24 protein-coding genes and 5 tRNA genes are annotated in these 20,834 nt (G+C 34.8%); 19 read left to right on the top strand and 10 right to left on the bottom strand.

The genetic code is table 11. The annotated features are described in order from the left end of the window. Positions 1 to 13: 13 nt before the first annotated feature. Positions 14 to 667 carry a fructose-6-phosphate aldolase gene (gene fsa, locus JOE44_RS02430; protein ID WP_076597548.1) on the top strand — a complete coding sequence of 218 codons (654 nt, stop codon included), beginning with the start codon at positions 14 to 16 and terminating at the stop codon, positions 665 to 667. Positions 668 to 836: 169 nt separating this feature from the next. Here the strand turns inward: fsa and JOE44_RS02425 are convergent, their stop codons facing one another. From JOE44_RS02425 to JOE44_RS02410, 4 genes are all read right to left on the bottom strand, one after another. Continuing rightward, positions 837 to 1,403 carry a sugar O-acetyltransferase gene (locus tag JOE44_RS02425; protein ID WP_209784190.1) on the bottom strand — a complete coding sequence of 189 codons (567 nt, stop codon included), beginning with the start codon at positions 1,401 to 1,403 and terminating at the stop codon, positions 837 to 839. 164 nt (positions 1,404 to 1,567) lie between these two features. Further along, the gene (locus tag JOE44_RS02420) at positions 1,568 to 2,467 is read right to left on the bottom strand and encodes a GLPGLI family protein (protein WP_209784189.1); all 900 of its coding nucleotides are present in this window, start codon (positions 2,465 to 2,467) and stop codon (positions 1,568 to 1,570) included. Between the two features lie 56 nt (positions 2,468 to 2,523). Then, positions 2,524 to 4,410: a M56 family metallopeptidase gene (locus tag JOE44_RS02415; protein WP_209784188.1), complete on the bottom strand. Its 1,887-nt coding sequence runs from the start codon at positions 4,408 to 4,410 to the stop codon at positions 2,524 to 2,526. A gap of 5 nt (positions 4,411 to 4,415) precedes the next feature. Further along, entirely contained in the window at positions 4,416 to 4,781 is a 366-nt protein-coding gene (locus JOE44_RS02410) for a BlaI/MecI/CopY family transcriptional regulator (protein ID WP_041461463.1), read from the bottom strand. Between the two features lie 527 nt (positions 4,782 to 5,308). Between JOE44_RS02410 and JOE44_RS02405 the strand changes: the two genes are divergently transcribed. The 7 genes from JOE44_RS02405 (at position 5,309) to JOE44_RS02375 (ending at position 11,126) form a co-directional block, all read left to right on the top strand. After that, complete coding sequence (locus JOE44_RS02405) at positions 5,309 to 6,265, top strand: heme-binding domain-containing protein (protein ID WP_209784187.1); 957 nt, start codon at positions 5,309 to 5,311, stop codon at positions 6,263 to 6,265. A gap of 3 nt (positions 6,266 to 6,268) precedes the next feature. Further along, positions 6,269 to 6,742 (top strand): hypothetical protein, encoded by a 474-nt coding sequence (locus tag JOE44_RS02400; RefSeq protein WP_209784186.1) that lies wholly within the window; start codon positions 6,269 to 6,271, stop codon positions 6,740 to 6,742. Between the two features lie 54 nt (positions 6,743 to 6,796). Beyond that, complete coding sequence (locus JOE44_RS02395; protein ID WP_209784185.1) at positions 6,797 to 7,690, top strand: hypothetical protein; 894 nt, start codon at positions 6,797 to 6,799, stop codon at positions 7,688 to 7,690. 224 nt (positions 7,691 to 7,914) lie between these two features. Continuing rightward, positions 7,915 to 8,847 carry a histidine kinase gene (locus JOE44_RS02390; protein ID WP_245169684.1) on the top strand — a complete coding sequence of 311 codons (933 nt, stop codon included), beginning with the start codon at positions 7,915 to 7,917 and terminating at the stop codon, positions 8,845 to 8,847. Beyond that, positions 8,822 to 9,589, top strand: a complete 768-nt coding sequence (locus JOE44_RS02385; RefSeq protein WP_047383899.1) for a LytTR family DNA-binding domain-containing protein — start codon at positions 8,822 to 8,824, stop codon at positions 9,587 to 9,589. The genes JOE44_RS02390 and JOE44_RS02385 overlap by 26 nt, the downstream gene beginning before the upstream one ends. Before the next feature lie 76 nt (positions 9,590 to 9,665). Further along, on the top strand, positions 9,666 to 10,232 hold the full coding sequence (locus JOE44_RS02380; protein ID WP_105682041.1) for a glutathione peroxidase: 567 nt from the start codon (positions 9,666 to 9,668) through the stop codon (positions 10,230 to 10,232). 312 nt (positions 10,233 to 10,544) lie between these two features. Next, entirely contained in the window at positions 10,545 to 11,126 is a 582-nt protein-coding gene (locus JOE44_RS02375) for a hypothetical protein (RefSeq protein ID WP_105682040.1), read from the top strand. A 285-nt stretch (positions 11,127 to 11,411) separates the two neighbouring features. On the opposite strand, the gene JOE44_RS02370 is transcribed toward JOE44_RS02375, so the two are convergent. Then, entirely contained in the window at positions 11,412 to 11,864 is a 453-nt protein-coding gene (locus JOE44_RS02370) for a GNAT family N-acetyltransferase (protein ID WP_209784183.1), read from the bottom strand. 193 nt (positions 11,865 to 12,057) lie between these two features. Here JOE44_RS02370 and JOE44_RS02365 point away from each other — a divergent pair, with 193 nt between their 5' ends. Both JOE44_RS02365 and JOE44_RS02360 read left to right on the top strand, forming a co-directional pair. Continuing rightward, positions 12,058 to 12,771 (top strand): 2OG-Fe(II) oxygenase, encoded by a 714-nt coding sequence (locus JOE44_RS02365; protein WP_209784182.1) that lies wholly within the window; start codon positions 12,058 to 12,060, stop codon positions 12,769 to 12,771. Positions 12,772 to 12,796: 25 nt separating this feature from the next. Then, positions 12,797 to 13,036: an Ada metal-binding domain-containing protein gene (locus JOE44_RS02360; protein ID WP_209784181.1), complete on the top strand. Its 240-nt coding sequence runs from the start codon at positions 12,797 to 12,799 to the stop codon at positions 13,034 to 13,036. A gap of 191 nt (positions 13,037 to 13,227) precedes the next feature. On the opposite strand, the gene JOE44_RS02355 is transcribed toward JOE44_RS02360, so the two are convergent. Further along, positions 13,228 to 13,300 (bottom strand) — tRNA-Met (locus JOE44_RS02355). A gap of 273 nt (positions 13,301 to 13,573) precedes the next feature. Here JOE44_RS02355 and JOE44_RS02350 point away from each other — a divergent pair. Beyond that, positions 13,574 to 14,347: a GLPGLI family protein gene (locus JOE44_RS02350; RefSeq protein WP_209784180.1), complete on the top strand. Its 774-nt coding sequence runs from the start codon at positions 13,574 to 13,576 to the stop codon at positions 14,345 to 14,347. Between the two features lie 136 nt (positions 14,348 to 14,483). Continuing rightward, positions 14,484 to 14,687: a hypothetical protein gene (locus JOE44_RS02345; RefSeq protein WP_209784179.1), complete on the top strand. Its 204-nt coding sequence runs from the start codon at positions 14,484 to 14,486 to the stop codon at positions 14,685 to 14,687. A 131-nt stretch (positions 14,688 to 14,818) separates the two neighbouring features. Here the strand turns inward: JOE44_RS02345 and JOE44_RS02340 are convergent. From JOE44_RS02340 to JOE44_RS02325, 4 genes are all read right to left on the bottom strand, one after another. Beyond that, positions 14,819 to 14,891: transfer RNA gene (locus JOE44_RS02340), tRNA-Met, on the bottom strand. 38 nt (positions 14,892 to 14,929) lie between these two features. Beyond that, positions 14,930 to 15,002: transfer RNA gene (locus tag JOE44_RS02335), tRNA-Met, on the bottom strand. Between the two features lie 38 nt (positions 15,003 to 15,040). Beyond that, positions 15,041 to 15,113 (bottom strand) — tRNA-Met (locus JOE44_RS02330). Positions 15,114 to 15,151: 38 nt separating this feature from the next. After that, positions 15,152 to 15,224: transfer RNA gene (locus JOE44_RS02325), tRNA-Met, on the bottom strand. A gap of 101 nt (positions 15,225 to 15,325) precedes the next feature. On the opposite strand from JOE44_RS02325, the gene JOE44_RS02320 reads away from it, so the two are divergent. From JOE44_RS02320 to JOE44_RS02290, 7 genes are all read left to right on the top strand, one after another. Further along, positions 15,326 to 15,940: an L-threonylcarbamoyladenylate synthase gene (locus JOE44_RS02320; protein ID WP_209784178.1), complete on the top strand. Its 615-nt coding sequence runs from the start codon at positions 15,326 to 15,328 to the stop codon at positions 15,938 to 15,940. Between the two features lie 23 nt (positions 15,941 to 15,963). Then, entirely contained in the window at positions 15,964 to 16,680 is a 717-nt protein-coding gene (locus JOE44_RS02315; protein WP_209784177.1) for a type II CAAX endopeptidase family protein, read from the top strand. Positions 16,681 to 16,684: 4 nt separating this feature from the next. Further along, positions 16,685 to 17,443 (top strand): peroxide stress protein YaaA, encoded by a 759-nt coding sequence (yaaA, locus tag JOE44_RS02310; protein WP_209784176.1) that lies wholly within the window; start codon positions 16,685 to 16,687, stop codon positions 17,441 to 17,443. Beyond that, positions 17,444 to 18,292, top strand: a complete 849-nt coding sequence (prmC, locus tag JOE44_RS02305) for a peptide chain release factor N(5)-glutamine methyltransferase (protein ID WP_209784175.1) — start codon at positions 17,444 to 17,446, stop codon at positions 18,290 to 18,292. Between the two features lie 27 nt (positions 18,293 to 18,319). Then, entirely contained in the window at positions 18,320 to 19,342 is a 1,023-nt protein-coding gene (locus JOE44_RS02300; RefSeq protein WP_209784174.1) for a serine hydrolase domain-containing protein, read from the top strand. Between the two features lie 2 nt (positions 19,343 to 19,344). Further along, positions 19,345 to 19,704, top strand: coding sequence for a DUF4180 domain-containing protein (locus tag JOE44_RS02295; protein WP_209784173.1), 360 nt, complete (start codon positions 19,345 to 19,347; stop codon positions 19,702 to 19,704). Between the two features lie 550 nt (positions 19,705 to 20,254). Continuing rightward, a complete protein-coding gene (locus tag JOE44_RS02290; protein WP_209784172.1) occupies positions 20,255 to 20,827 on the top strand; it encodes a hypothetical protein in 573 nt (190 codons plus the stop codon). Positions 20,828 to 20,834 lie beyond the last annotated feature (7 nt).

Genomic DNA, 20,834 nt, shown 5'->3' with positions numbered 1-20,834 from the left:
TCTATTTATCAAAATGAAATTTTTTATTGACACAGCTAATTTAGAGCAAATCAAAGAAGCCAGAGATCTTGGAATTTTAGATGGAGTAACCACTAACCCATCATTAATGGCTAAAGAAGGTATTCAGGGAGCGGAAGCGATCAGAAACCACTATAAAACGATCTGCGAACTTGTAGACGGAGATATTTCTGCGGAAGTTCTTTCTACAACGTATGAAGAAATGATTAAGGAAGGAGACGAATTGGCTGCTATTCACCCTAATATCGTTGTAAAAATTCCGATGATCAAAGACGGAATCAAAGCTTTAAAATATTTTTCTGACAAAGGAATCAGAACAAACTGTACTTTGATCTTCTCTCCGGGGCAGGCTCTTTTGGCAGCAAAAGCAGGAGCAACTTATGTATCTCCATTCCTGGGAAGATTAGATGATATTTCTACAGACGGTTTGAACCTTATTCAGGAAATCAGATTAATTTTTGATAACTACATGTTCGAAACTGAAATTTTAGCGGCTTCTATCCGTCACTCAATGCACATTATTGATTGTGCTAAAATCGGAGCTGATGTTATTACCTCTCCACTTCCTCCGATCTTGAGCTTATTGAAGCACCCATTAACAGACAGCGGATTGGCTCAGTTTATTGCAGATTCTCAGAAATTAGCATAATCACTGATCCTTATTCAGATATAATAAAACCCGGAAATATTGTTCCGGGTTTTTATTTTTTAATGTATAAACTTATTTCAATAATCTTTGATTCCGGGCACTGGTTAATGCAGCCAACATAAGGCTGAATAGAATGAACATTTTTTTCATGGTTAGTTTGGTATCGTTTTTAATTTTCTGCAGAAATATTTTTTACAATCCTGCAAGGATTTCCTACTGCGACTACATGATCCGGAATATCTTTTGTGACAACACTTCCTGCTCCAATCACCGAGTTACTTCCAATAGAAACTCCCGGGAGAACAACAACATTACCTCCCAGCCATACATTATCCCCCACGTTGATGGGATGAGCATACTCCAGTCCTTCATTCCTTTGTTTTGCATCAAGTGGATGACCTGCTGTATAAAAACTGCAGTTGGGACCGATGAATACGTTATCACCGAACTCTACTTTGGCGCAATCTAAAATAACAAGATTATGATTGGCATAGAAATTCTCTCCAACGGTTATATTGTATCCGTAATCACACCAGAAGTTGGGTTCTATGCAGATATTTTCTTTGATACTGCCGATTATTCTTTTGAGTAGTTGGTATCTGTTTTCTGCATCAGAATTTTTCAATCCGTTATATTCCTGACACAGATCTTTACATCTTATCCGCTCCTGAATTAATTCCTGGTCATAGTTGGCATTGTATAAAAGCCCGGCTGCACATTTTTCCTTTTCTGTCATGAGATATAATGTTGATTATTATTACTTATTGTTCCTTGAAGATAATAAATATATCATAACATAATGAATTGATATTTGTCACTTTTCCCTTGATTTCTTTTCCCAAAATAAAAAACAGGATGACAAAAAATGCCACCCTGCAGATATTAGAAAATATATAATTTTTAATTCACCAGATCCGGTTCTATCGGATTGTTATCCTTTTTAAGAGCTTCTTTGGTATTTTTTTCTATTTCTCTGAATACCTGATTAGGGTCTGAAATTTCTTTTCCATCTCCTGTTCTGACCTTAAAGCTTACCTTCGTACCATCTCCGCTTTTCATCATCATTTCTCTCATATTCTTGGCAGGATCATTTACATAAGCTTTCCATACTTTTCTGAACTGATCTTTTGTTACTTCAAGTTCTTTTCCACCTATTCCCAAAACTCTTACATTATCCGGAAGCTGCATTTCGGTTTCATCAGCCGGAGCACCAATTGTTTTGTTTCCTATCATCGTCATGATATGAGAACCTGTAGCGTCTTCAAGCTTTACGATTAATCCCGGAAGTCCATAGAATACGTAAGGGCCATCCTGAAAAGGAAGATCTGTTGTAAACCATGCAGTCCATTCTCTACCTCCAAAACTGGCAACAGCTTTTTGAGTCTGGTAAGTTCCAATTTTTTGTTTTTCAGGTAATATTTTCCATTCCGGTTTTTGATCTTCTTTTATTTTATACTTATCTGTGGAAACGTTTTTGAAAAGATAGGTTTTAAAATCCGGGTATTGTTTGGTTACCTTATAAGAAACCAGACCGGGTCTTTCTCTTCTGTTCACACTGATATTTCCGCCTCCGGCTTTTAATTGTTTTTCAAGCTCTGCTTTTCCGATAGAATCTGCAACAAATTTATCGCGGCTGTAATAGCTTGATCCATTTTTATCAATATCCAGAAGCATCATTTCCGTCTTTACTTCCTGCTTGTTATTGGAATCCGGAATAAACTTGTATTCATAGAAGAACCTGTTGACCTGAGCACTGGCAAGTACGCCCAAAAGCATAAAAAATAGGATTTTACTTTTCATAGTGTATGATTAAAAGGCTTTGCCTATCCTGAAATTGACAAAGCCTGATGGAACTTTTATTTCTTTGTTTCGATTCTAACTTCTCCCTCCTTAAAGTCTCCTTTTTTCTGGGTATTGACATTCACTCTCGATATATTACTTGTATCTAATGAATTTACATCATCCTTGGAGACTTCTCTCCCGTCAATATAATATTTGTATTTTACGTCGTCATTGCTGTTTATTTTAAACTTTTTGACTCCGTTCATCGCAATATTTCCATTGCCGTCTTTTTTAATGAAGTCTGCATTCATTACAAGAACATCCGGTGAACCATTCGTGACTTTGATAAAAGCACCATCTCTGAAACTGAATGATCTTTTCTCGGCTTCCGCGCGGGCTTTTTCAACGTCTTTTCTGATTCGGTCTGCATCAATCCTGATTCTTTCAGTCTGTACTCTTATTCTATCTCCTTCAGCTCTTGCTCTGTCACTTTCTACACGTGCTTTATCTCCTTCTACTCTGGCCTTAGTTGCTTCTTTCATTGCATTTCTGGCTTCTGCCATTGCTTTGCGTACTTCTTCTTTTTCTTTAGAGCTCAGATCCTTATAGTAAACGGTATTGTTATTTTTAAAATAAACTACTTTGGGTTCTTTGGGCTCTGTAGGCGGCATAGGAGGAACTACTATTTTTCCTATTTTTGCAGCCTCTCTTCCCGCTTTTTTTGCCGCTCTTTTTATTTTTCGAAGCTCTTTTTTATCAAGAGGATCCATATTTTCAAGCGCCTTCATTTGATTCTTCCACTCAACAGAGTTGAAATATTTATCAACTTCAACATTGGCTGTAATCTCTCCTATCTCTGATGCCAGAGTACTTATTTCTTCAATTTTATCACTGAAAGCATCACTTTCAGGCTCCAGACCTTCCAGCTCTTTCTCTTTTTCTTTCAGCTTTTTTTCCAGCCCGGATAATTTTGTATGATCTTCCGGTGATATAGGTTTCAATTCTGCAATTTTTTCCTGACCAGATTTTTCAGGTCTTAGAGTATCTTTCTTGATTTCTGAAACTACTTTTTTCATAGAAAGATTGGTTTCCTCAATTTCTCTGTTCTTTGCATTTACCAGATAAGCAAAAGCTATTGTAAATACAACTGGCAATGCAAGAATTCTTCGCGCATATCCGAACTTGGTTTTAGGTTTTTGTAACATCTTAAGTCTTTTTTTAAGGTTTGAACTTAGAAACGGACTGGCAACAGGCAACTGTGTTCCGGAAAAGTGGCTTGTTAAAAGCATCTGCGCAAATGCTTTGGTGTCCGATTGTTTTACGGCTTTTTTATCAGCCAGGTATTCGTGGATTAGATTAATTTCTTTTTTGATGATATGAAAAAACGGATTGAACCAGAAAACAGAGGTAATAATCTCGATAAAGATCTTATCAAAGGAATGCTTCTGTTCAATATGTACCATCTCGTGCTTTAAAATCTGCTTTCCGATATCAGAATTCAAGTTGATTGTATTCTTCCAGAACAGGTTTTTAAAGTAGGAAAATGGAGCTTCGGTAAGGTCTGTACGGTAAAAGTTGATCCCGTCAAAACTTTCTTTCTGAAATTGGTTTTTAAACTGCTGGATTTTGAAAATCCCATACAACAGCTTTCCTAAAAAATAGAGAGAAACCAGTCCCAGAGTTGAAAAAATAATGTTAAAATAAAGGTTACCATTGTCTATGTTTTTTTCTGTGTTAAAATTCTGAATCTTATTAAGAAGCATGTAAACATCATTATTAACCTCTATCGTAAAATCGTCTACTCTGATGAGTGGCAGTAAGAGTGACATCACAATTGCTGCCAACAGATAAAACCTGTTATAATGATGGAATGTCTTGTCCTTTAAAGACAACTGATAGTACAAAAACGTTACACCTGAACATAAAATAATTTTCCCAAAGTATAAAAGTATTGCTTCCATAGGTATTAATCTTTCTTTTTCAGTTCATCTAATAACATTTCCAAATCTTCTACTGTCATTTCATTTTTTTCTACCAGAAATGAAACGGCACTTTTGTAAGAACCTTTAAAATAATTCTTTACAAGACTTTTCATCGTTTTCCCGGAATACTGTTCTTTTGAAACAAGCGGAAAATACTCATGCTGTCTTCCATGTACACGATAATCTACAAATTCTTTGTCCTTCAATACTTTTAAAATGGTAGAAACGGTATTTGTATGCGGTTTCGGTTCCGGAAAAAGATCAAGAACATCCTTTAGGAAGCCTTTTTCTATTTTCCATAAATACTGCATTACCTGTTCTTCTGCTTTTGTTAGAGTCTGAATTTTCATATCCTGTTCATTTATTAATTAGAATGATATAAAACCTGTCAATTCCATATCACTAATAAATTAGTTATACAAATGTAGAAATAAAATTGACTCAAACAACTATTTTTTTAGTGATAAACTTATTAAAAACGTAATGTATTGAAAATCAAATAAATAAGATTAGTTAAAATTTATTAAATTTTAAATGAATAGGACTATCCACTGTCTACTCTGCAGAAAATCATTTAATAAAATTGCAATTTCATACTGAAAAAACTCAATTAATATCGAAAAGTTAATTGACTTAAAGAATACGTAAGTGAAGCTATCCGATTTTAGAGCAGTCATCCTTGTCAAGGTTTAGAACATTGACAAGGATAAAAAGCCTAGTAAACCCAAATGACTTTATGATCTAAAATAAGATTACAAAGCCTCAAAAAAATTCATAATCACAATTGTCAGATTCAAAGTAAAATTTGTCCGATTGATCAAATTTTCAGAAAAAATATCCCAAAAAGTCCTGAAATTTGAACAAAAAACAAAGAGATATGAACCGTTTTTGGGAAAAAGTAAAAACAAAAAATATTCTGGTTATTGTACTGGTTATTTTTATTGGAATTCAGTTTTACAGACCTGAAATTAAGCAAAAGCCAATAACAGGTGAGATTCATGTTCCCAGTGATGTAAGAGCGATACTGCAGCGTTCATGTTTCGACTGCCATTCCAATCAGACAGAGTTGAAATGGTTTGACCAGGTTGCTCCGGCATACTGGCTCGTAGCAGATCATATCAAAAAAGGAAAAGAAGGTCTGAACTTTTCTGAATGGGATCAACTGGCACCTCCGGCACAAAATGCAAAACTTTGGGAAGCTTTTAATCAGATTAACCTGAAAGCGATGCCTCTTAAAAGCTACAAATTGCTTCATCCGGAAGCCAAGCTTTCTGAAAATGATATCCGTATCCTGAAAAACTATGTGACTTCTCTTGCTCCAAAGCAAAAACCTGATACCGCAAAGGTTTCCGCTTACAACAAACAGCTGCAGCAAATTAATACAATCCATACTGCCGCACCCAAACCATCAGTACCCACTGCATTGAATGGGATCAGCTATATTCCTGATTATAAAAACTGGAAACCCATAAGTTCTACAGAAAGGCTGGATAACGGAACAATGCGTATCATATTCGGAAATGATATCGCTGTAAAGGCAACCAAAGAACATAAGACCAATCCATGGCCAGACGGAACCATATTCGCGAAAGTAGCATGGGAACAGATCATAGACAGTGATGGCAATGTTACTACCGGAGCTTTTAAACAGGTGGAATATATGATTAAGGATTCTAAAAAATTCGCATCAACAAAAGGATGGGGATGGGCAAGATTTTTATCTCCCAAACTTGAACCTTATGGAAAAACAGCCGATTTTGCCAACGAGTGTATCAGCTGCCACCGTCCCATGAAAGACAATGATTTTGTATTCACCTCTCCTATTAACCATTAAGCTATGAAAAATCTGATCGTTTATTTACTACTATGCTTATTTACTGTGAGCTGTGGTTCCAAAAAAGAATACGAACCCGTGAATGAAAATGCGTCCCTTCCTGAAAGTTTTGATTTTAATGCAATGAACTTAAAGGTGGTAACCTCATCAATCAATCATAAAAAACAGACCATGATGACTCTGTATGGTAATGATTCCGCTATTGATGAGTTGAAAGATCATCCGGAAAATGATAACCATAAAGAAAGAATACTGGCTCTTATTACCTGGTCGCAGAAAGAAGATCCCTATTGGTATGGAGCAAAAATCCCCAATCATTTGCTGTCTGTAGAAATTGTTAAAAGTAAGGAGCCTTTTTCAGAAAACTCAGAGATTTTGTATCAAAAATACGAAGGGAAAGAACTTAGGAAAGCCAACGCAGACGGAAGAGACAGAATCCGTACAATACAGAGTATGAAACCTTCCATAATGCCTTAACACAGGTTTTTTAAATCACATATAAAAAAATAATATTCATTAAAACTATTAAAAATGGAAAAATTCACATTCAGTTCAAGCCTGATAACAGGATGTATTTCAACAGCATTACTGCTCTTCACCTCTGTTGCCTGTTCGAAGGATAATCAGGATGAGTCGTCCGATCCTGCCGTTAAAGAAGTTCAATTGAGGAATGATGCAAGTCTTGGCAGTGTTCTTACCGATAAAGAAGGACATACCCTTTATTATTTTGCAAATGATGCTACTGCCACCAATAATTGCACCGGAGGATGTGAACCGGTATGGCCCATCTTCAATATAGATAACCTTTCTTCCGAAAAACTGGGAGCCGGATTAGAGCTTTCTGATTTTACTACGATAACAACAGGTTCAGGGAAAAAACAGGTAACCTACAAAGGAAGACCTCTTTACTATTATGCACCTTTGGTGAACGGAACCAATGTAAAAGAAGAGGCAGGGAAAACCGGAGGCGAAAATATAGGAGGCGTTTGGTTCGTTGCCAAACCTGATTATACCATTATGCTTACTAACGTCCAACTTGTAGGACATGACGGGAAAAACTACACTTCCACTTATACGGAAGGCACAGGAAAAACATTATATTTTACAGATGCTAAAGGAGTAACATTGTACACCTTTAAAAATGACAAACAAAATAAGAACAATTTTACAGCTTCTGATTTCTCAAATAACGGAGTCTGGCCAATTTATGAAACAGATAAAATTGTTGTTCCTTCCGGACTTGATAAAACACTTTTCGGATCTATTACCATATTCGGAAGAAAACAGCTTATGTATAAAGGATGGCCTCTTTACCGTTTTGGTCAGGATAATATGATTATGGGATCTAATAAAGGGGTTTCATTTCCTGTTCCCGGCGGTGTCTGGCCAGTGCCTGTAAAGAATATGGCAGCAGCTATGCCTTAATCTTGTGTTTTTATAAAAATCTCTGTGCTAAATAACGGATGTGCTGCCGTGCCGTTATTTAGCTTTTGTATCTTTGTGACAGCTTAACTGCCTGATTTTTATTTATGATCTATGCAAAATATATAAACACAAACGGAAGAAAGGTATTCAGGATTGATCCGAGAATCATTCTCTTTAGTGCTCTTTTTATGGGGATCCTGGCTTCGGTACCCAAAATACTCCGTATGCATATTACATTGGGAGAGCTGATGATAGATTTCTCCATATCCTTTTTATTCTCGCTGTTTGTATGGTATTTTAATATCTATAGTCTGCCTAAGTTTTCTATTCAGAATATATCAACACGATTTTTCAATAAAAAACTGGTGATCAGCTTATTCATCGGAGTGCTGGTGATGGCCGCAATAGTACTTATTCATCATGTTATATTTCCGAAATATGGATTTAACACCATGGTATTGATGTATGAATTCCGGGGAGTACTGATCAATCTGACCATTTATATGTTTTTGTATCTTTTGTATCAGACTTATAATTCTCAGCAGATTAAATTTGAACTTGAACAGATCCGGACAGATAATCTGAATGCTCAATACGAACTGCTGAAACAGCAGATTAATCCTCATTTTTTATTCAACAGTCTCAATACCTTGAAATCTATGATTGATATAAAAGATGAAAGTTCGGGTGATTTTGTGGTCAGACTGGCAGATTTCTACCGTTTTACTTTAGATAACAGAAAAATGGATCTCATTTCCTTAAAAAAGGAACTTGCCATATTGGATGCCTATGTTTTTCTTCTGACCTCAAGATTTGAAGATGGTATAGAATTTAAAATAGATATTCAGGAAGAGATATTAAACTCCTATATTCCTCCTTTTACGCTGCAGCTGCTGTGTGAAAACTGTATCAAGCATAATATTGTATCACTGGCTTATCCGTTAATCATAAAATTATACAGTGACTCCGAATATATTGTCATTGAAAACAATTTTCAGCCTAAGAATATTCCACAGGAATCTGCAGGAATAGGAATTGAAAATATCAGAGAACGTTATAAGCACTTTGCAGAAAAGGAGGTGACTATACTTCAGAATGATTCTAATTTCACCGTCAAATTACCCATAGTAGATGAAAGTTTTAGTAATAGAAGATGAGATAAAAACTGCGAAGGCACTGGGGCGAATGATCGTCGCTGTACAGCCGGAGGCTACCATAGTACAGTATATTGAAAGCGTTGCTATGGCTGTTGAATATCTTTCTGGCTCTGAACTTCCGGATGTTATATTTATGGATATTCAGCTGGCAGACGGTAATTGTTTTGAAATATTCAGTCAGATCAGGATAAAAGTTCCTGTCATTTTCTGTACCGCTTTTGATGAATATGCTATAGAGGCCTTCAAAAGTAACGGAGTCGATTATATTTTAAAACCCTTTGAGAAAAAAGATATCCAGTCGGCTTTTGAAAAGATCAACAATCTTAAAAATTTCTTTCAGCATTCTCCTTCTCCCGACCGGAAACTGGAAGATATTCTGAATAACCTGACAACGGGAAGAGGAAAAACCAATTTCCTGGTCTTTTCCAACAATAAATACAGTAATATCCATGTCGACAGAATTGCCTGCTTTTACAGCCAATTTGGAAATACAGTACTGGTGACCCTTGATCAGAAAGAATATTCAATTTCTCAGTCGTTGGATGAGATAGGACAACTGGTTTCAGGAACTCAGTTCTTTAGGATTAACAGGCAATATCTGATTAACTTTGCAGCCATTGTTGAAGTGGAACATTATTTCTCACGAAAACTTCTGGTTAGTTTAAAAATTACCACTCCCGAAAAACCTCTTGTCACCAAAGACAAAGCTTCCCGTTTTCTTCAATGGCTTGAAGAACGGTAAAATGATCAAGTAAAAAACAGGAAATATGACATTAAATAAATCTAAGTTTTATAAATTAATATTAAAATCTTTTTAAATGAAAAAAATACTTTTTATCGGAATGGTGCTTATAGGAATCATAAGCCTTTCATCATTTATTACATCAGATGATACTACAGGTCCAAAACCTGCAAAGTCCATTTATGATTTTAAAATTGAGTCCATAGACGGCGGAAAAATTGATTTTTCCGAGTACAAAGGGAAATACATTCTTATTGTAAATACAGCATCCAAATGTGGCTACACTCCTCAATACAAAGGATTGGAACAGCTGTATAAAGATTATGGTGACAAACTGGTTGTGGTAGGCTTTCCTTCTGATAATTTTGCAGATCAGGAATTCCACGACAATGTTGAAATCAAATCTTTCTGTGAAAAGAACTATGGAGTAACTTTTCCGCTTACCACTTCTGTGGATGTAAAAGGTGCTAAAATCACTCCTGTATTTGATTATCTTACCCACAAATCTCAAAACGGAGTAATGGATGCGAAAATAAGCTGGAATTTCAATAAGTTTCTGATCAGCCCGGAAGGAAAATTATTGGAGTACTTTGATTCTAAAGTAGTTCCTGAAAGTGATAAAATCACCCATTATTTCAAGTAAATAACTCTAAAAAAAACACTACTATCATGACTATAGTAGTGTTTTTTTATTCTTTTGCTTCATTGTTTTTCTTATTATACTTAGATCATCATCATATAACTCCCCAATAATATATCCAAACGAAAGCAACTGAAATACTATACATTAACAATTTAAATTACAAAAATCACTTCGATAAAGACCCCAAACGCATCATTTTTACAACAATGGATCCTATACATTAGAGATTTGTTAAATTTTATTAAATAAATATTAAAATGTATTTGTTTTAACCGGGAAATTATATTTATTTTAGTGCTTTAAAAATTTCTCATGAAAAGATATAATTTATTGATTGTACTATTACTGCTTATTTTCAATGTTACTACAGCACAAAAGAAGGGTTCTCCGGCTGCTGATCTCAGCATTCTAAAAGATACGAAATCAAAAATCGAAGCTACCGTTCCATTGGTAATTCAACATCTTCAAACTATTGCAACTAAAGAAGGAGATAATAATATTGTCAACAACGGAAAAATAGCTTTAGGCAAAGAATATGGTATTTTAGAATCTGAATGGTTTTTATACAGAAACAATATGAAAAACTGTATCCTGAACAATTCTTCCAAGAAAGCTAAAAAATGTATGGAATATCATAACAATATGATGAGAGGTACCATGATCAATTACAACAATTATATCACCAACCTTACAAGAAAGAACGGATATCTGGGGGTTGAAGGTGATACAAAGTTTGAATTTAAGCCTGCCGATATTGCTACAAAATTAAATGAAGCTTATTTCAATGCAAATGATGCAGCAGGAAGAATGAAAGCTGATCAGAAAAGAGACTTTTTAGGACAGACAATGTCTGACGACAACAAGCTTACTCCTTACGCTCAACTGGCACAATAATATCTAAATCATATTTAAAAATAAAAAAAGAGAACTGCAGTTTGCAGTTCTCTTTTTTATTCAAAAGCAAAAAATCTCCGCCGGAAAAAGCAGTTTTGTGGTACTAATCATAAAACCCTTGGGGAAAAAGTAGAAAATTTGGCAGAGATTTTTTTGCATACACTCTACAGATCAACTGTCCTACCCATGATCTGTAAGAGCTTTACAAAAATAGGATTATAGCCACCTGCTGGCTTAAAATACCTGTAGAATTAAATATTCAGAATTGTAGAACTAATACTACTTTTATCTTTGCTTCCACCAGTGGTAGTAGTTATGCAGTCCATCATACTCAAATCCACAACGCGGGTACAAAGTGTTTCCTATATCATTCGTTTTTTCTGTTTCAAGCATCAGCCCACATGCACCTGTTTCCTCGCACCACTGCTTACTACGATCAATTAATGCTACAGAAATTCCTTTCCCTCTGTAATCAGGATGAACAAACAGATCACTTAACAGCCATTGCTTCTGTAATTGAGTATAATGGAATAATTTGTAAAGCTGTACAAAACCTACTGCTTTTCCATCGGCTACTGCAAGAAAAATATCAGACTCACTGTTTAAAAACCGTTCTTTGAGAAAAGCCTTTCCTTTTTCCACATCTGATTCCTGTCTGTAAAAAACACGATAGAGATTGAACAATTCAGCCGTTTCATCAAGATCCTCAAGACTTGCCTTTTTAATAATGTAATTCATCGTTATATATATTTTTATTAACACGGCAAAAGTAGCCTTAAACAGGTCCAGTGATATCATCCAGAATATTATTAAAAGTATAGTCCAGATAAATTTAATAAGGGTTTCCCACATTCATATTCCATAAATACCGCACGTTTCGGATTGTATCACGCTGAACAAGTCCTGATTTTTACAGAATAAAATCAAACCAATGAAAGAGATCATTCATAAAATCGAAAACGCAGACTGGCAGCACCTTACGGAAAAAATGCATCAAAACGGGTATGCCATTATTCCTCATCTACTGTCTGAAGATGAATGCGAAATATTAAAGTCCAGCTACGATCACTCTCCGTTTTATCGTAAAACAGTTATTATGGCCAGACATCGTTTCGGCCTGGGAGAATATAAATATTTTAACTATCCATTACCTGAAGTTATTCAAACCATACGCTCAACGATCTATCCCCATCTGGCATCTATTGCCAATTCATGGTTTAATGCGTTGCATATCGATACTCAGTTTCCCTTAAATCATCAGGAATTTTTACATCAATGTCATACTAATGGCCAACAGAAAGCTACCATCTTAATTTTAAAATATGGAAATGGTGGATTTAATACGCTGCATCAGGATTTATATGGAGACCTGTATTTTCCTATTCAAATCGTATTAATGCTCAGTGAACCGGATAAAGATTTTACAGGAGGTGAGTTTGTGCTTACCCAACAGATTCCGAGAGCACAGTCAAAAGCTATTGTTTTAAAGCCTAAAAAAGGAGATGTCCTTATGTTCACAACGCAATTTAAACCAGAAAAAGGAACCAAAGGATATTACAGGGTTAATATGAAACATGGAGTAAGTGAAATCAGAGAAGGAAGCCGCTATGCTTTGGGAATTATCTTCCATGATGCAATCAGTTAATTATTAAATAGTCAATACATGAGCTATGATTCAACATTCTCAAATATCTCCTGAAAGCCTGAGAAGCAAAATACACTGCAGAGAAATTCGTTTTGGGGGAAATATGAAACTGAAAATCTACGGATTACTCAGTTGCCGGTCAGGAAAAAGAATGAAGAAAGCAAACAGGGTTTTCTTCACAGAGGAAAAAGAAGCTTTACAAAATAACTATCGTCCCTGCGGACATTGTATGAGAGAAACATATAAGCTGTGGAAAAACCAGTAGTACTGACCATATAATCCTTCTTCCTATTTATTTTACCCAAAATAAAATCTTTGAGTCTTACCCAAAATGTAAATTCAGTTATAAAAGTTTGTCTCTTCAAATTATTCCGACCTGAGATTGCTTCACTTTGTTCGTAATGACTGGATAATAAATGAAAAGAGAAGCAATATAATATTGCTTCTCTCGTTTAGTAGCGGGAACCGGACTCGAACCGATGACCTTCGGGTTATGAGCCCGACGAGCTACCTACTGCTCCATCCCGCGATATTGTAGTACAAAGATAGGGCTTTTTCCATAAATTAAAAACATTTGTTCCATATTCATCCTGCATAAAACATAGTGTTCAGACAATCAGTAAGAAAAATTTCTCTTTGTTTGAATATTAACGTTTGCTAAGAGTGAACAAATGTAAAATCGTACTCAGCTACATATTTTATATGATAATATTTTTAACATAATAAAAAATATTTTAAAATTACGGATTCACTTACTAATTGATCAATATAATTTAGTATCATTAAAATACAAATGAAATCTATGAAAAATAAATTATTAGCATCATTATTTATTGTTAATCTTTCTTTTTTATCTGCTCAAAATAATAAAGCAATAATGGAAATAAACTATGAAACTAAATTAGTTTCGGATAGTTTAAATAAAGATAAAATGACAATTTTCGCATCAACACTACTATGTAATAATGTAGAATCAATTTACTTTAGTAGAGAAGCAAAGGCATTTTATAATGGTACTTCTAAAGAAACAATCAGTACAACTGCAGGTGCCATTCCAAAATATCCCAAATCTGTTGGAAGTGTATATAAATCTAAAGAAAATCTTCTTTTATCGCTTCCTGTTGGGAAATATATTTTCACCTATGAAGAACCAAAGTTAAAATGGGAAATCTTAAACGATACTAAGGACATTAAAGGCTTTAAATCAAGACTTGCTAAAACCACAACAGATACAGGAAATACATTCTTTGCTTGGTTTACTAATGACGTGACAATTCAAGACGGACCATTCAGGTTTAAAGGATTATCTGGTTTGATTTTGGAAGTTTATAACAAAAATAAAACTATTGAAATCTATGCAACAGATATAAAAAAATCTGATGAAATAATTGAACCTTTGAATTATGGAAATGATGTAAAAACAAAATCTAAGGATCAGTTTTTAGAAGCAAGAAAGAATTATACAGAAAATCCGTCTATGTACAATGGAAACTTAAGGGTTGTGGATGCCAATGGTAATGATAAAACTAAAACAATGTCTGATCGTCTTAAAAAGATGAATACTTTTCTTGATTAACAATTTTTCGACAATAAAAAAACATTAAATTTAAAAATTTCTACTATGAAAAAATTAATTTTCGTGGGCTTACTAGCTTTATCAACATTTACATTTGCGAATACTAAAAAAGAAGAAGTAAAGCAAGAAATTAAACATGAAAAAAACAATTGAAGTTAAGGAATTAACTATTGAACAAAAACAAGCACTAGCTATAATGTTTCAAACATGGTCTGTTGCTTACACTAATTCTTGTGGAACAACTAATACCGTTTTTTTCCAATCAGATAACGCAGATGGAAGCCCTGCCTTTATCAGAGAATTGGCATATGCTGTAAATTCAACTTATGATATTTGTTAATTAATACCATATCAACGTAAGAAGCATCTTATTAAAGGTGCTTTTTTCAAAAATATAATGCAATCTTGCAGATTATTAATTGCTAATATAAAAAAATCGGTATAACTGTTGTTATACCGATTTTAGTTTAGTAGCGGGAACCGGACTCGAACCGATGACCTTCGGGTTATGAGCCCGACGAGCTACCTACTGCTCCATCCCGCGGTGTATTTTTAGAGTGCTTACCGAAAGCACTTGCTTAGTAGCGGGAACCGGACTCGAACCGATGACCTTCGGGTTATGAGCCCGACGAGCTACCTACTGCTCCATCCCGCGGTATATTTTTAGAGTGTTTACCGAAAACACTTACTTAGTAGCGGGAACCGGACTCGAACCGATGACCTTCGGGTTATGAGCCCGACGAGCTACCTACTGCTCCATCCCGCGGTGTATTTTTAGAGTGCTTACCGAAAGCACTTGCTTAGTAGCGGGAACCGGACTCGAACCGATGACCTTCGGGTTATGAGCCCGACGAGCTACCTACTGCTCCATCCCGCGATATTGGATTGCAAAGGTACGAATATTTTTCACAAATCCTAATTTTTCTTTTAAATAAAGGACTTTTATGAAAACTATTTTATTATTTGTATCTTTGTTTTATGGCAAAAATATTAAAAATTTATCCGGAAAACCCACAGGAAAATCTTGTGAATGAGGTTATTAAAACTTTAAAAAATGGCGGGCTGATTATCTATCCTTCTGATACGATTTATGCTTTAGGCTGTAATATTTTTGATATAAAAGCCATGGAAAAACTGGCTCAGCTCAAAAAAATGAAGCTTGAGAAGTCAAAATTCTCAATTATCTGTAATGATCTAAGCCATCTTTCCGACTTTACAAGACCTATTGATACTTCGGTTTTCAGATTTCTGAAAAGTCACCTTCCGGGACCGTTCACTTTCATTCTTGAAGCGAATAAAAGTTTACCTTTAGCCTATAAAGGTCATAAGACCATCGGTATTCGTGTTCCTGACCATCCCATTCCACAACTTATTGTTGAAAAACTGGGACACCCTATTGCTTCTACTTCCATTAAAGATGATGATGAAATCCTTGAATATTCTACCGATCCTGAACTCATTGCAGAAAAATATGATCATTTGGTAGACATTGTCATTGATTCAGGGTATGGGGATAATGTGGCTTCCACTATTGTAGACCTTACTTCGGGAGAGCCGGAGATTATCCGTCAGGGAAAAGGGATTATTTTGTAGAGTTTCAGTTTCAAAGTTGACAGTTGGCCGGTTGGATTATGGGTTTTAATGGGAAATATTCTATAGGAATTTTACTCACTTTTATTCTTTTAACTGCAGCAATGCTTTATTCCAATCCGCTGATCACTTTGATAACAGGAATGGGTAAAATTACTGCAGATCATTTTTTTCTCAGCAGAATTCTGTTATGGGGCATTCTCATTATAGTGTTTCTGTACAACATTTTTGTAGAGAAGGGTACTTTTTTACTTAAAGAAGAAAAAAAATATTCGGCAGCATTTTATAGTAAAGCAGCGCTGATCTTATATTTCATCTGCATTCTTGGGGGAGCCATTCTGAATACCTTCATGATGTTCGTTATAGAAGAAAAAGTAAGTACCAAGCTTCTTAATCTCATACCCATTTTTAGAAACAATTATTTTTTAATTATTTTTACCTGTCTTACAGCTGCTATTGTAGAAGAATTCCTGATGCGGGGTTACCTACAGCCCAGGATTGAAAAAATATATAACAATCCGGCAATAGGAATTATTATTTCAGCTGTTTTATTTGGAATATTGTACAGCACTTACGGTACCATAAGCCAGGTTCTCGGGCCTTTCTTTATTGGAATTGTGTTTGCTATATTTTATAAACGCTATTCAAATATTAAAATTCTGATGATCTGTCATTTTATGATTGACTTTATAGCAATGATGATCATGAATTTTATGGATATTAAACACTTATCTGTATTTTAACATTATGAAAATTATAACATCTCCTGCAAAACTCATGAATGTAGAAAATTCAACAGACCTGTTGAGAACCACTACTCCGAAATTCATTGAAGATGCAGCATTCATTCAATCTTATTTAAAAGAAAAATCACCAAAATATCTTTCCGAACTGATGGAAATATCATCCAAGCTGGCTGATGAAAACTGGGAAAGAAACCAAAAATGGAAATCTAAACCTACTGCAAAAGAATCTGCTCCTGCCATGTTTGCTTTTACAGGAGAGGTTTATAGAGGCCTGGATGCCAAAACGCTGGATAAAAATGCTGTAGATTACCTGCAGAAAAACTACAGAATGCTTTCCGGACTTTACGGTTTACTGAAACCATCTGATAAAGTAATGCTTTACAGACTGGAAATGGGACGTCCATTTGAATTTGAGCAATACAAAAATCTGTATGAATTCTGGAGAGAAAAAATTACAGAACAATTAAATTCTGAGATGAAAAAAGGAGAAATACTCCTTCACCTTGCCAGCAATGAGTATGGAAAAGTAATCGACAGAAAGAAGCTGAACCATACTGTAATAGATTTTGATTTTTACGAATTAAAAGAAGGAAAACTGAAAACCATTGTGGTGTATACCAAGCATGCAAGAGGTCTTGTGGTGAGGTTCTGTGCTGAAACCAATGCAAAGACATTGGAGGATGTAAAAGCCTTTAATTATGAAGGATACAGAATTGATGAAGAGAAGTCAACGGATACAAAACTAGTTTTTACAAGATAAATGACAATTTCAGCATTTAAAAAATATTTCAAAACAGAACTTTCCGGCCTTTATACTGAGTCGGAAAGTGTGTTTTTATCGTCTTTGTTCATTCATCAGATTGTAGGATTTGATAATTTCCAGCAAAGAAGATCCTCCGAACAGGAACTTTTGATGGATGATGAAAAAAAGCTTTGTGATCTCGTTACAGAACTTAAAACAGGAAGACCTTATCAGCAGATATTGGGTGAAACAGAATTCTATGGGATGAAAATCCTTGTGGATGAAAATGTACTGATTCCCCGCCCTGAAACAGAAGAATTGCTGGAGATGGCGATCAGAGAAATTCAAGGTTTAAAGTTTGACGTTCAAAGTTTAAAGATTTTAGACATAGGAACCGGAAGTGGAATCATTCCGTTGGTGTTAAAGAAGTATTTTCCCGAGGCTCATGTTTCATCCATTGATTTTTCTGAAAAAGCACTGGAAACAGCTCAAAGGAATGCCGAATATCATCAACTGGATATCAATTTCATTCACGCCGATTATCTCAATTTTGAGCTGGCTGAAAGTTATGATATTATTATTTCGAATCCTCCCTATATCGGGATTGAAGAGGAGATTGAAATTGCCGATTCCGTGAAAGAATTTGAACCTAAAATGGCTCTTTTCTCCCCTACTGCTGATGCTTTGATCTTTTACAGGAAGATTGCGGAAGATGCTAAAAAATATCTGAAAGACGAAGGATTGTTGTTTTTAGAAATCAATCAGAAACTGGGGCCTGAAACCCTGGAACTGTATCAATATTTCTCTAACGCTCAATTATTGAAGGATTTATCCGAAAATGACAGGTTTATTTATGGAAGGAAATAAGTAATTTTGCTGCCATACACCTAACCTATGAAAACTTTGATATGGAACTTCTTCATCGCTATTTCACTAATTATACAACTAATATCCTGCAAACAGCATCCTCAGGATATTGTGAGTGAATATTACCGCAAAGGAGAATTCAACGGTTCTGTTCTGATTATAAAAAATGGCCAGATTGTTTGTGATACGGCTCTGGGATTCCGTAATATTGAAAAAAGGCTGAAAGCAGATAAAAATACTTCGTTCTATATTGCATCTCTCAGTAAACCTTTCACGGCTGCTGCTATTCTCATGCTAGAGCAAAAAGGGGCATTGAAACTGGATGACAAAGCTTCCCGGTTCATTACACTTCCTGAATATGCTAAAAACATTACTATCAGACAACTTTTGCATCATACTTCAGGAATTAGGGATTATGAAAATCTGTTTTCTAAAAAGGAATTAACCAATCAGGAGGTGATTAACTGGCTGCTCAGTGGTAAAAATCTTGATTTTGCTCCCGACAGCAAGTTTAAGTACAGCAATACTGGGTATATAATTCTCTCATGTATTATTGAAAAGGTTTCCGGAAAGTCTTACAGTACTTTTATCAATGAGCATATTATTACTCCTTTAAAAATGCATCATACCTATGTATATGAAGCTGGTACGGTTATTCAGAATAGAGCCTTAGGTTATAATAAAGAGAAGAAACCTGATGACTACTCGATTTTAACAACGGGTGACGGCGGAATCTACTCTACCCCTGAAGATCTTTATCAATTTGATCAGGCTTTACGAAATTATACTTTGATTAATAAAGAAAATACCCAGGCGATGTATTCTACTTTCCCATTATCTGACGGCAAAATATCTGATTATGGATTCGCATGGTTCATAGAGAATAACAATGGGGAAATTTCAGCGATGCATACCGGTGGTTTAAATGGCTTTAAAGCTTTATTCTGGAGAGATTTACAGCATAACACCTGTATTATTGCTCTTACCAATCAGGGAGATGCATTTCCACTAGGTAACTTTTTACATGATATAAAAAAAGCAATACGGTAAACATGACTATTCAATCACACGAAATCAACAATATAAAAATCGCAGAAATAATTTCTGATGATATGATTATCCAATCCGCACAGGATGGGCTGGATCTTATGGGAAATATCTATTACCAGGGTTTTGATAAAGTTATTCTTTATGAAAAAAACATTACCCCTGAATTCTTCGATTTAAAGACCAGAATAGCGGGAGAAATTCTCCAAAAATTCTCAAACTATCGTATAGGTTTGGCTATAGTAGGTGACTTTAGCAAATATGAAAGTAAAAGCATGAGAGATTTCATTTTTGAAAGCAATAAGACCAAACACATCAATTTCGTTGATCAATTAGAAAACGCACTGGAAAATTTTTCAAAATAAGCTCTTTTTCAAATCTTTATCTAAGAAGTTTGATGTTTGTAATGTTTTCAAAAATAATAATACTTTTATAAATTTAATTTTTAGAATTCCTTAATAAAACATAAAAATTTACACAATAAAAACAATATTGTTAGTTTATCAATTGTGTAAAAATTTAAATTAAAACTTATTAATTATTAATAGAAAACTAGAATTAATTCTATAAACATAATCTTATCAATATTTCTTTGTACATTTGCATAAAACACGAGGGAATATGAATCTTACTTATTTAATGGCTATTACAGCTACATAATTCAATTTATTTTTCCGACTATTTCAGATTAGACATAGAATGCTCATGGATGGGCATACTTGTAACATCTGCTATTGGCTTTTGGAGCAAAAGTCTCCTCATGCCATGCTACGACATTCTACATTTCATGAGCCAAATGAATTGTTAGAGACACTTATTTTCCTTACGGAATTAAGCCATCAGAAAGGACTTTTCTAAAAACATAACCATCAAAAAAAAACATAAAATACACAGATAAAAATTATTAAGAACATCATGATTAAAAAATTATTTCTACCATTCGTTTTAGTAAGTTCGTTATCATTCGCCCAAGTAGGGATTAACACAGCCATGCCTGACGAAAGTGCAATCCTGGATGTTTACAGTCAAAATAAAGGAATGCTGATCCCAAGACTTACTACAGCAAAAAGAGACGCCATTACCAATCCAGCCAACTCACTTCTTATCTATGATACGGATAAAAAATGCTTAAGCCAGAATATTGGTACCCCTACAAAACCTGATTGGCTTTGCATTAGTAATAATGCTGTAAAAATGTTTTATATGCCTAGTGTTTCTTTTGATACATCAAGTAATGCCACTGGCCGAACAAAAGATTTGTATACTCTTTATAAAACCCAGTTCGGATCTCCAAAAGCAAAAAGCACCAGTGCTCCAGCTTCAATCCCGTTTTTCCCATCTAGTAAAGATCTTTACTATTATGTAACTGATGCTGATCCTAATGTGTTCAGTAATATCTCAATTTCTGATGACGGTGTGATGACTTATGATGTAAAAGCTGCAGCCACAGACTGTTCATTTATCAATATTGTTTTTGTTGTTAAATAATTGAGCT

This window comes from Chryseobacterium sp. PvR013 (assembly GCF_017833095.1).
GTDB lineage: Bacteria > Bacteroidota > Bacteroidia > Flavobacteriales > Weeksellaceae > Chryseobacterium > Chryseobacterium culicis_A.
Note: the sequence above shows the minus strand (reverse complement) of the source record. Positions and strands in the feature narration are given on the sequence as shown.

Bases quoted from the DNA above. Each gene is read 5' to 3' on its own strand.
- fsa (WP_076597548.1), top strand. From the start codon at position 14: ATGAAATTTTTTATTGACACAGCTAATTTAGAGCAAATCAAAGAAGCC.
- JOE44_RS02425 (WP_209784190.1), bottom strand. From the start codon at position 1,403: ATGACAGAAAAGGAAAAATGTGCAGCCGGGCTTTTATACAATGCCAAC.
- JOE44_RS02420 (WP_209784189.1), bottom strand. From the start codon at position 2,467: ATGAAAAGTAAAATCCTATTTTTTATGCTTTTGGGCGTACTTGCCAGT.
- JOE44_RS02415 (WP_209784188.1), bottom strand. From the start codon at position 4,410: ATGGAAGCAATACTTTTATACTTTGGGAAAATTATTTTATGTTCAGGT.
- JOE44_RS02410 (WP_041461463.1), bottom strand. From the start codon at position 4,781: ATGAAAATTCAGACTCTAACAAAAGCAGAAGAACAGGTAATGCAGTAT.
- JOE44_RS02405 (WP_209784187.1), top strand. From the start codon at position 5,309: ATGAACCGTTTTTGGGAAAAAGTAAAAACAAAAAATATTCTGGTTATT.
- JOE44_RS02400 (WP_209784186.1), top strand. From the start codon at position 6,269: ATGAAAAATCTGATCGTTTATTTACTACTATGCTTATTTACTGTGAGC.
- JOE44_RS02395 (WP_209784185.1), top strand. From the start codon at position 6,797: ATGGAAAAATTCACATTCAGTTCAAGCCTGATAACAGGATGTATTTCA.
- JOE44_RS02390 (WP_245169684.1), top strand. From the start codon at position 7,915: ATGCATATTACATTGGGAGAGCTGATGATAGATTTCTCCATATCCTTT.
- JOE44_RS02385 (WP_047383899.1), top strand. From the start codon at position 8,822: ATGAAAGTTTTAGTAATAGAAGATGAGATAAAAACTGCGAAGGCACTG.
- JOE44_RS02380 (WP_105682041.1), top strand. From the start codon at position 9,666: ATGAAAAAAATACTTTTTATCGGAATGGTGCTTATAGGAATCATAAGC.
- JOE44_RS02375 (WP_105682040.1), top strand. From the start codon at position 10,545: ATGAAAAGATATAATTTATTGATTGTACTATTACTGCTTATTTTCAAT.
- JOE44_RS02370 (WP_209784183.1), bottom strand. From the start codon at position 11,864: ATGAATTACATTATTAAAAAGGCAAGTCTTGAGGATCTTGATGAAACG.
- JOE44_RS02365 (WP_209784182.1), top strand. From the start codon at position 12,058: ATGAAAGAGATCATTCATAAAATCGAAAACGCAGACTGGCAGCACCTT.
- JOE44_RS02360 (WP_209784181.1), top strand. From the start codon at position 12,797: ATGATTCAACATTCTCAAATATCTCCTGAAAGCCTGAGAAGCAAAATA.
- JOE44_RS02350 (WP_209784180.1), top strand. From the start codon at position 13,574: ATGAAAAATAAATTATTAGCATCATTATTTATTGTTAATCTTTCTTTT.
- JOE44_RS02345 (WP_209784179.1), top strand. From the start codon at position 14,484: ATGAAAAAAACAATTGAAGTTAAGGAATTAACTATTGAACAAAAACAA.
- JOE44_RS02320 (WP_209784178.1), top strand. From the start codon at position 15,326: ATGGCAAAAATATTAAAAATTTATCCGGAAAACCCACAGGAAAATCTT.
- yaaA (WP_209784176.1), top strand. From the start codon at position 16,685: ATGAAAATTATAACATCTCCTGCAAAACTCATGAATGTAGAAAATTCA.
- prmC (WP_209784175.1), top strand. From the start codon at position 17,444: ATGACAATTTCAGCATTTAAAAAATATTTCAAAACAGAACTTTCCGGC.
- JOE44_RS02300 (WP_209784174.1), top strand. From the start codon at position 18,320: ATGAAAACTTTGATATGGAACTTCTTCATCGCTATTTCACTAATTATA.
- JOE44_RS02295 (WP_209784173.1), top strand. From the start codon at position 19,345: ATGACTATTCAATCACACGAAATCAACAATATAAAAATCGCAGAAATA.
- JOE44_RS02290 (WP_209784172.1), top strand. From the start codon at position 20,255: ATGATTAAAAAATTATTTCTACCATTCGTTTTAGTAAGTTCGTTATCA.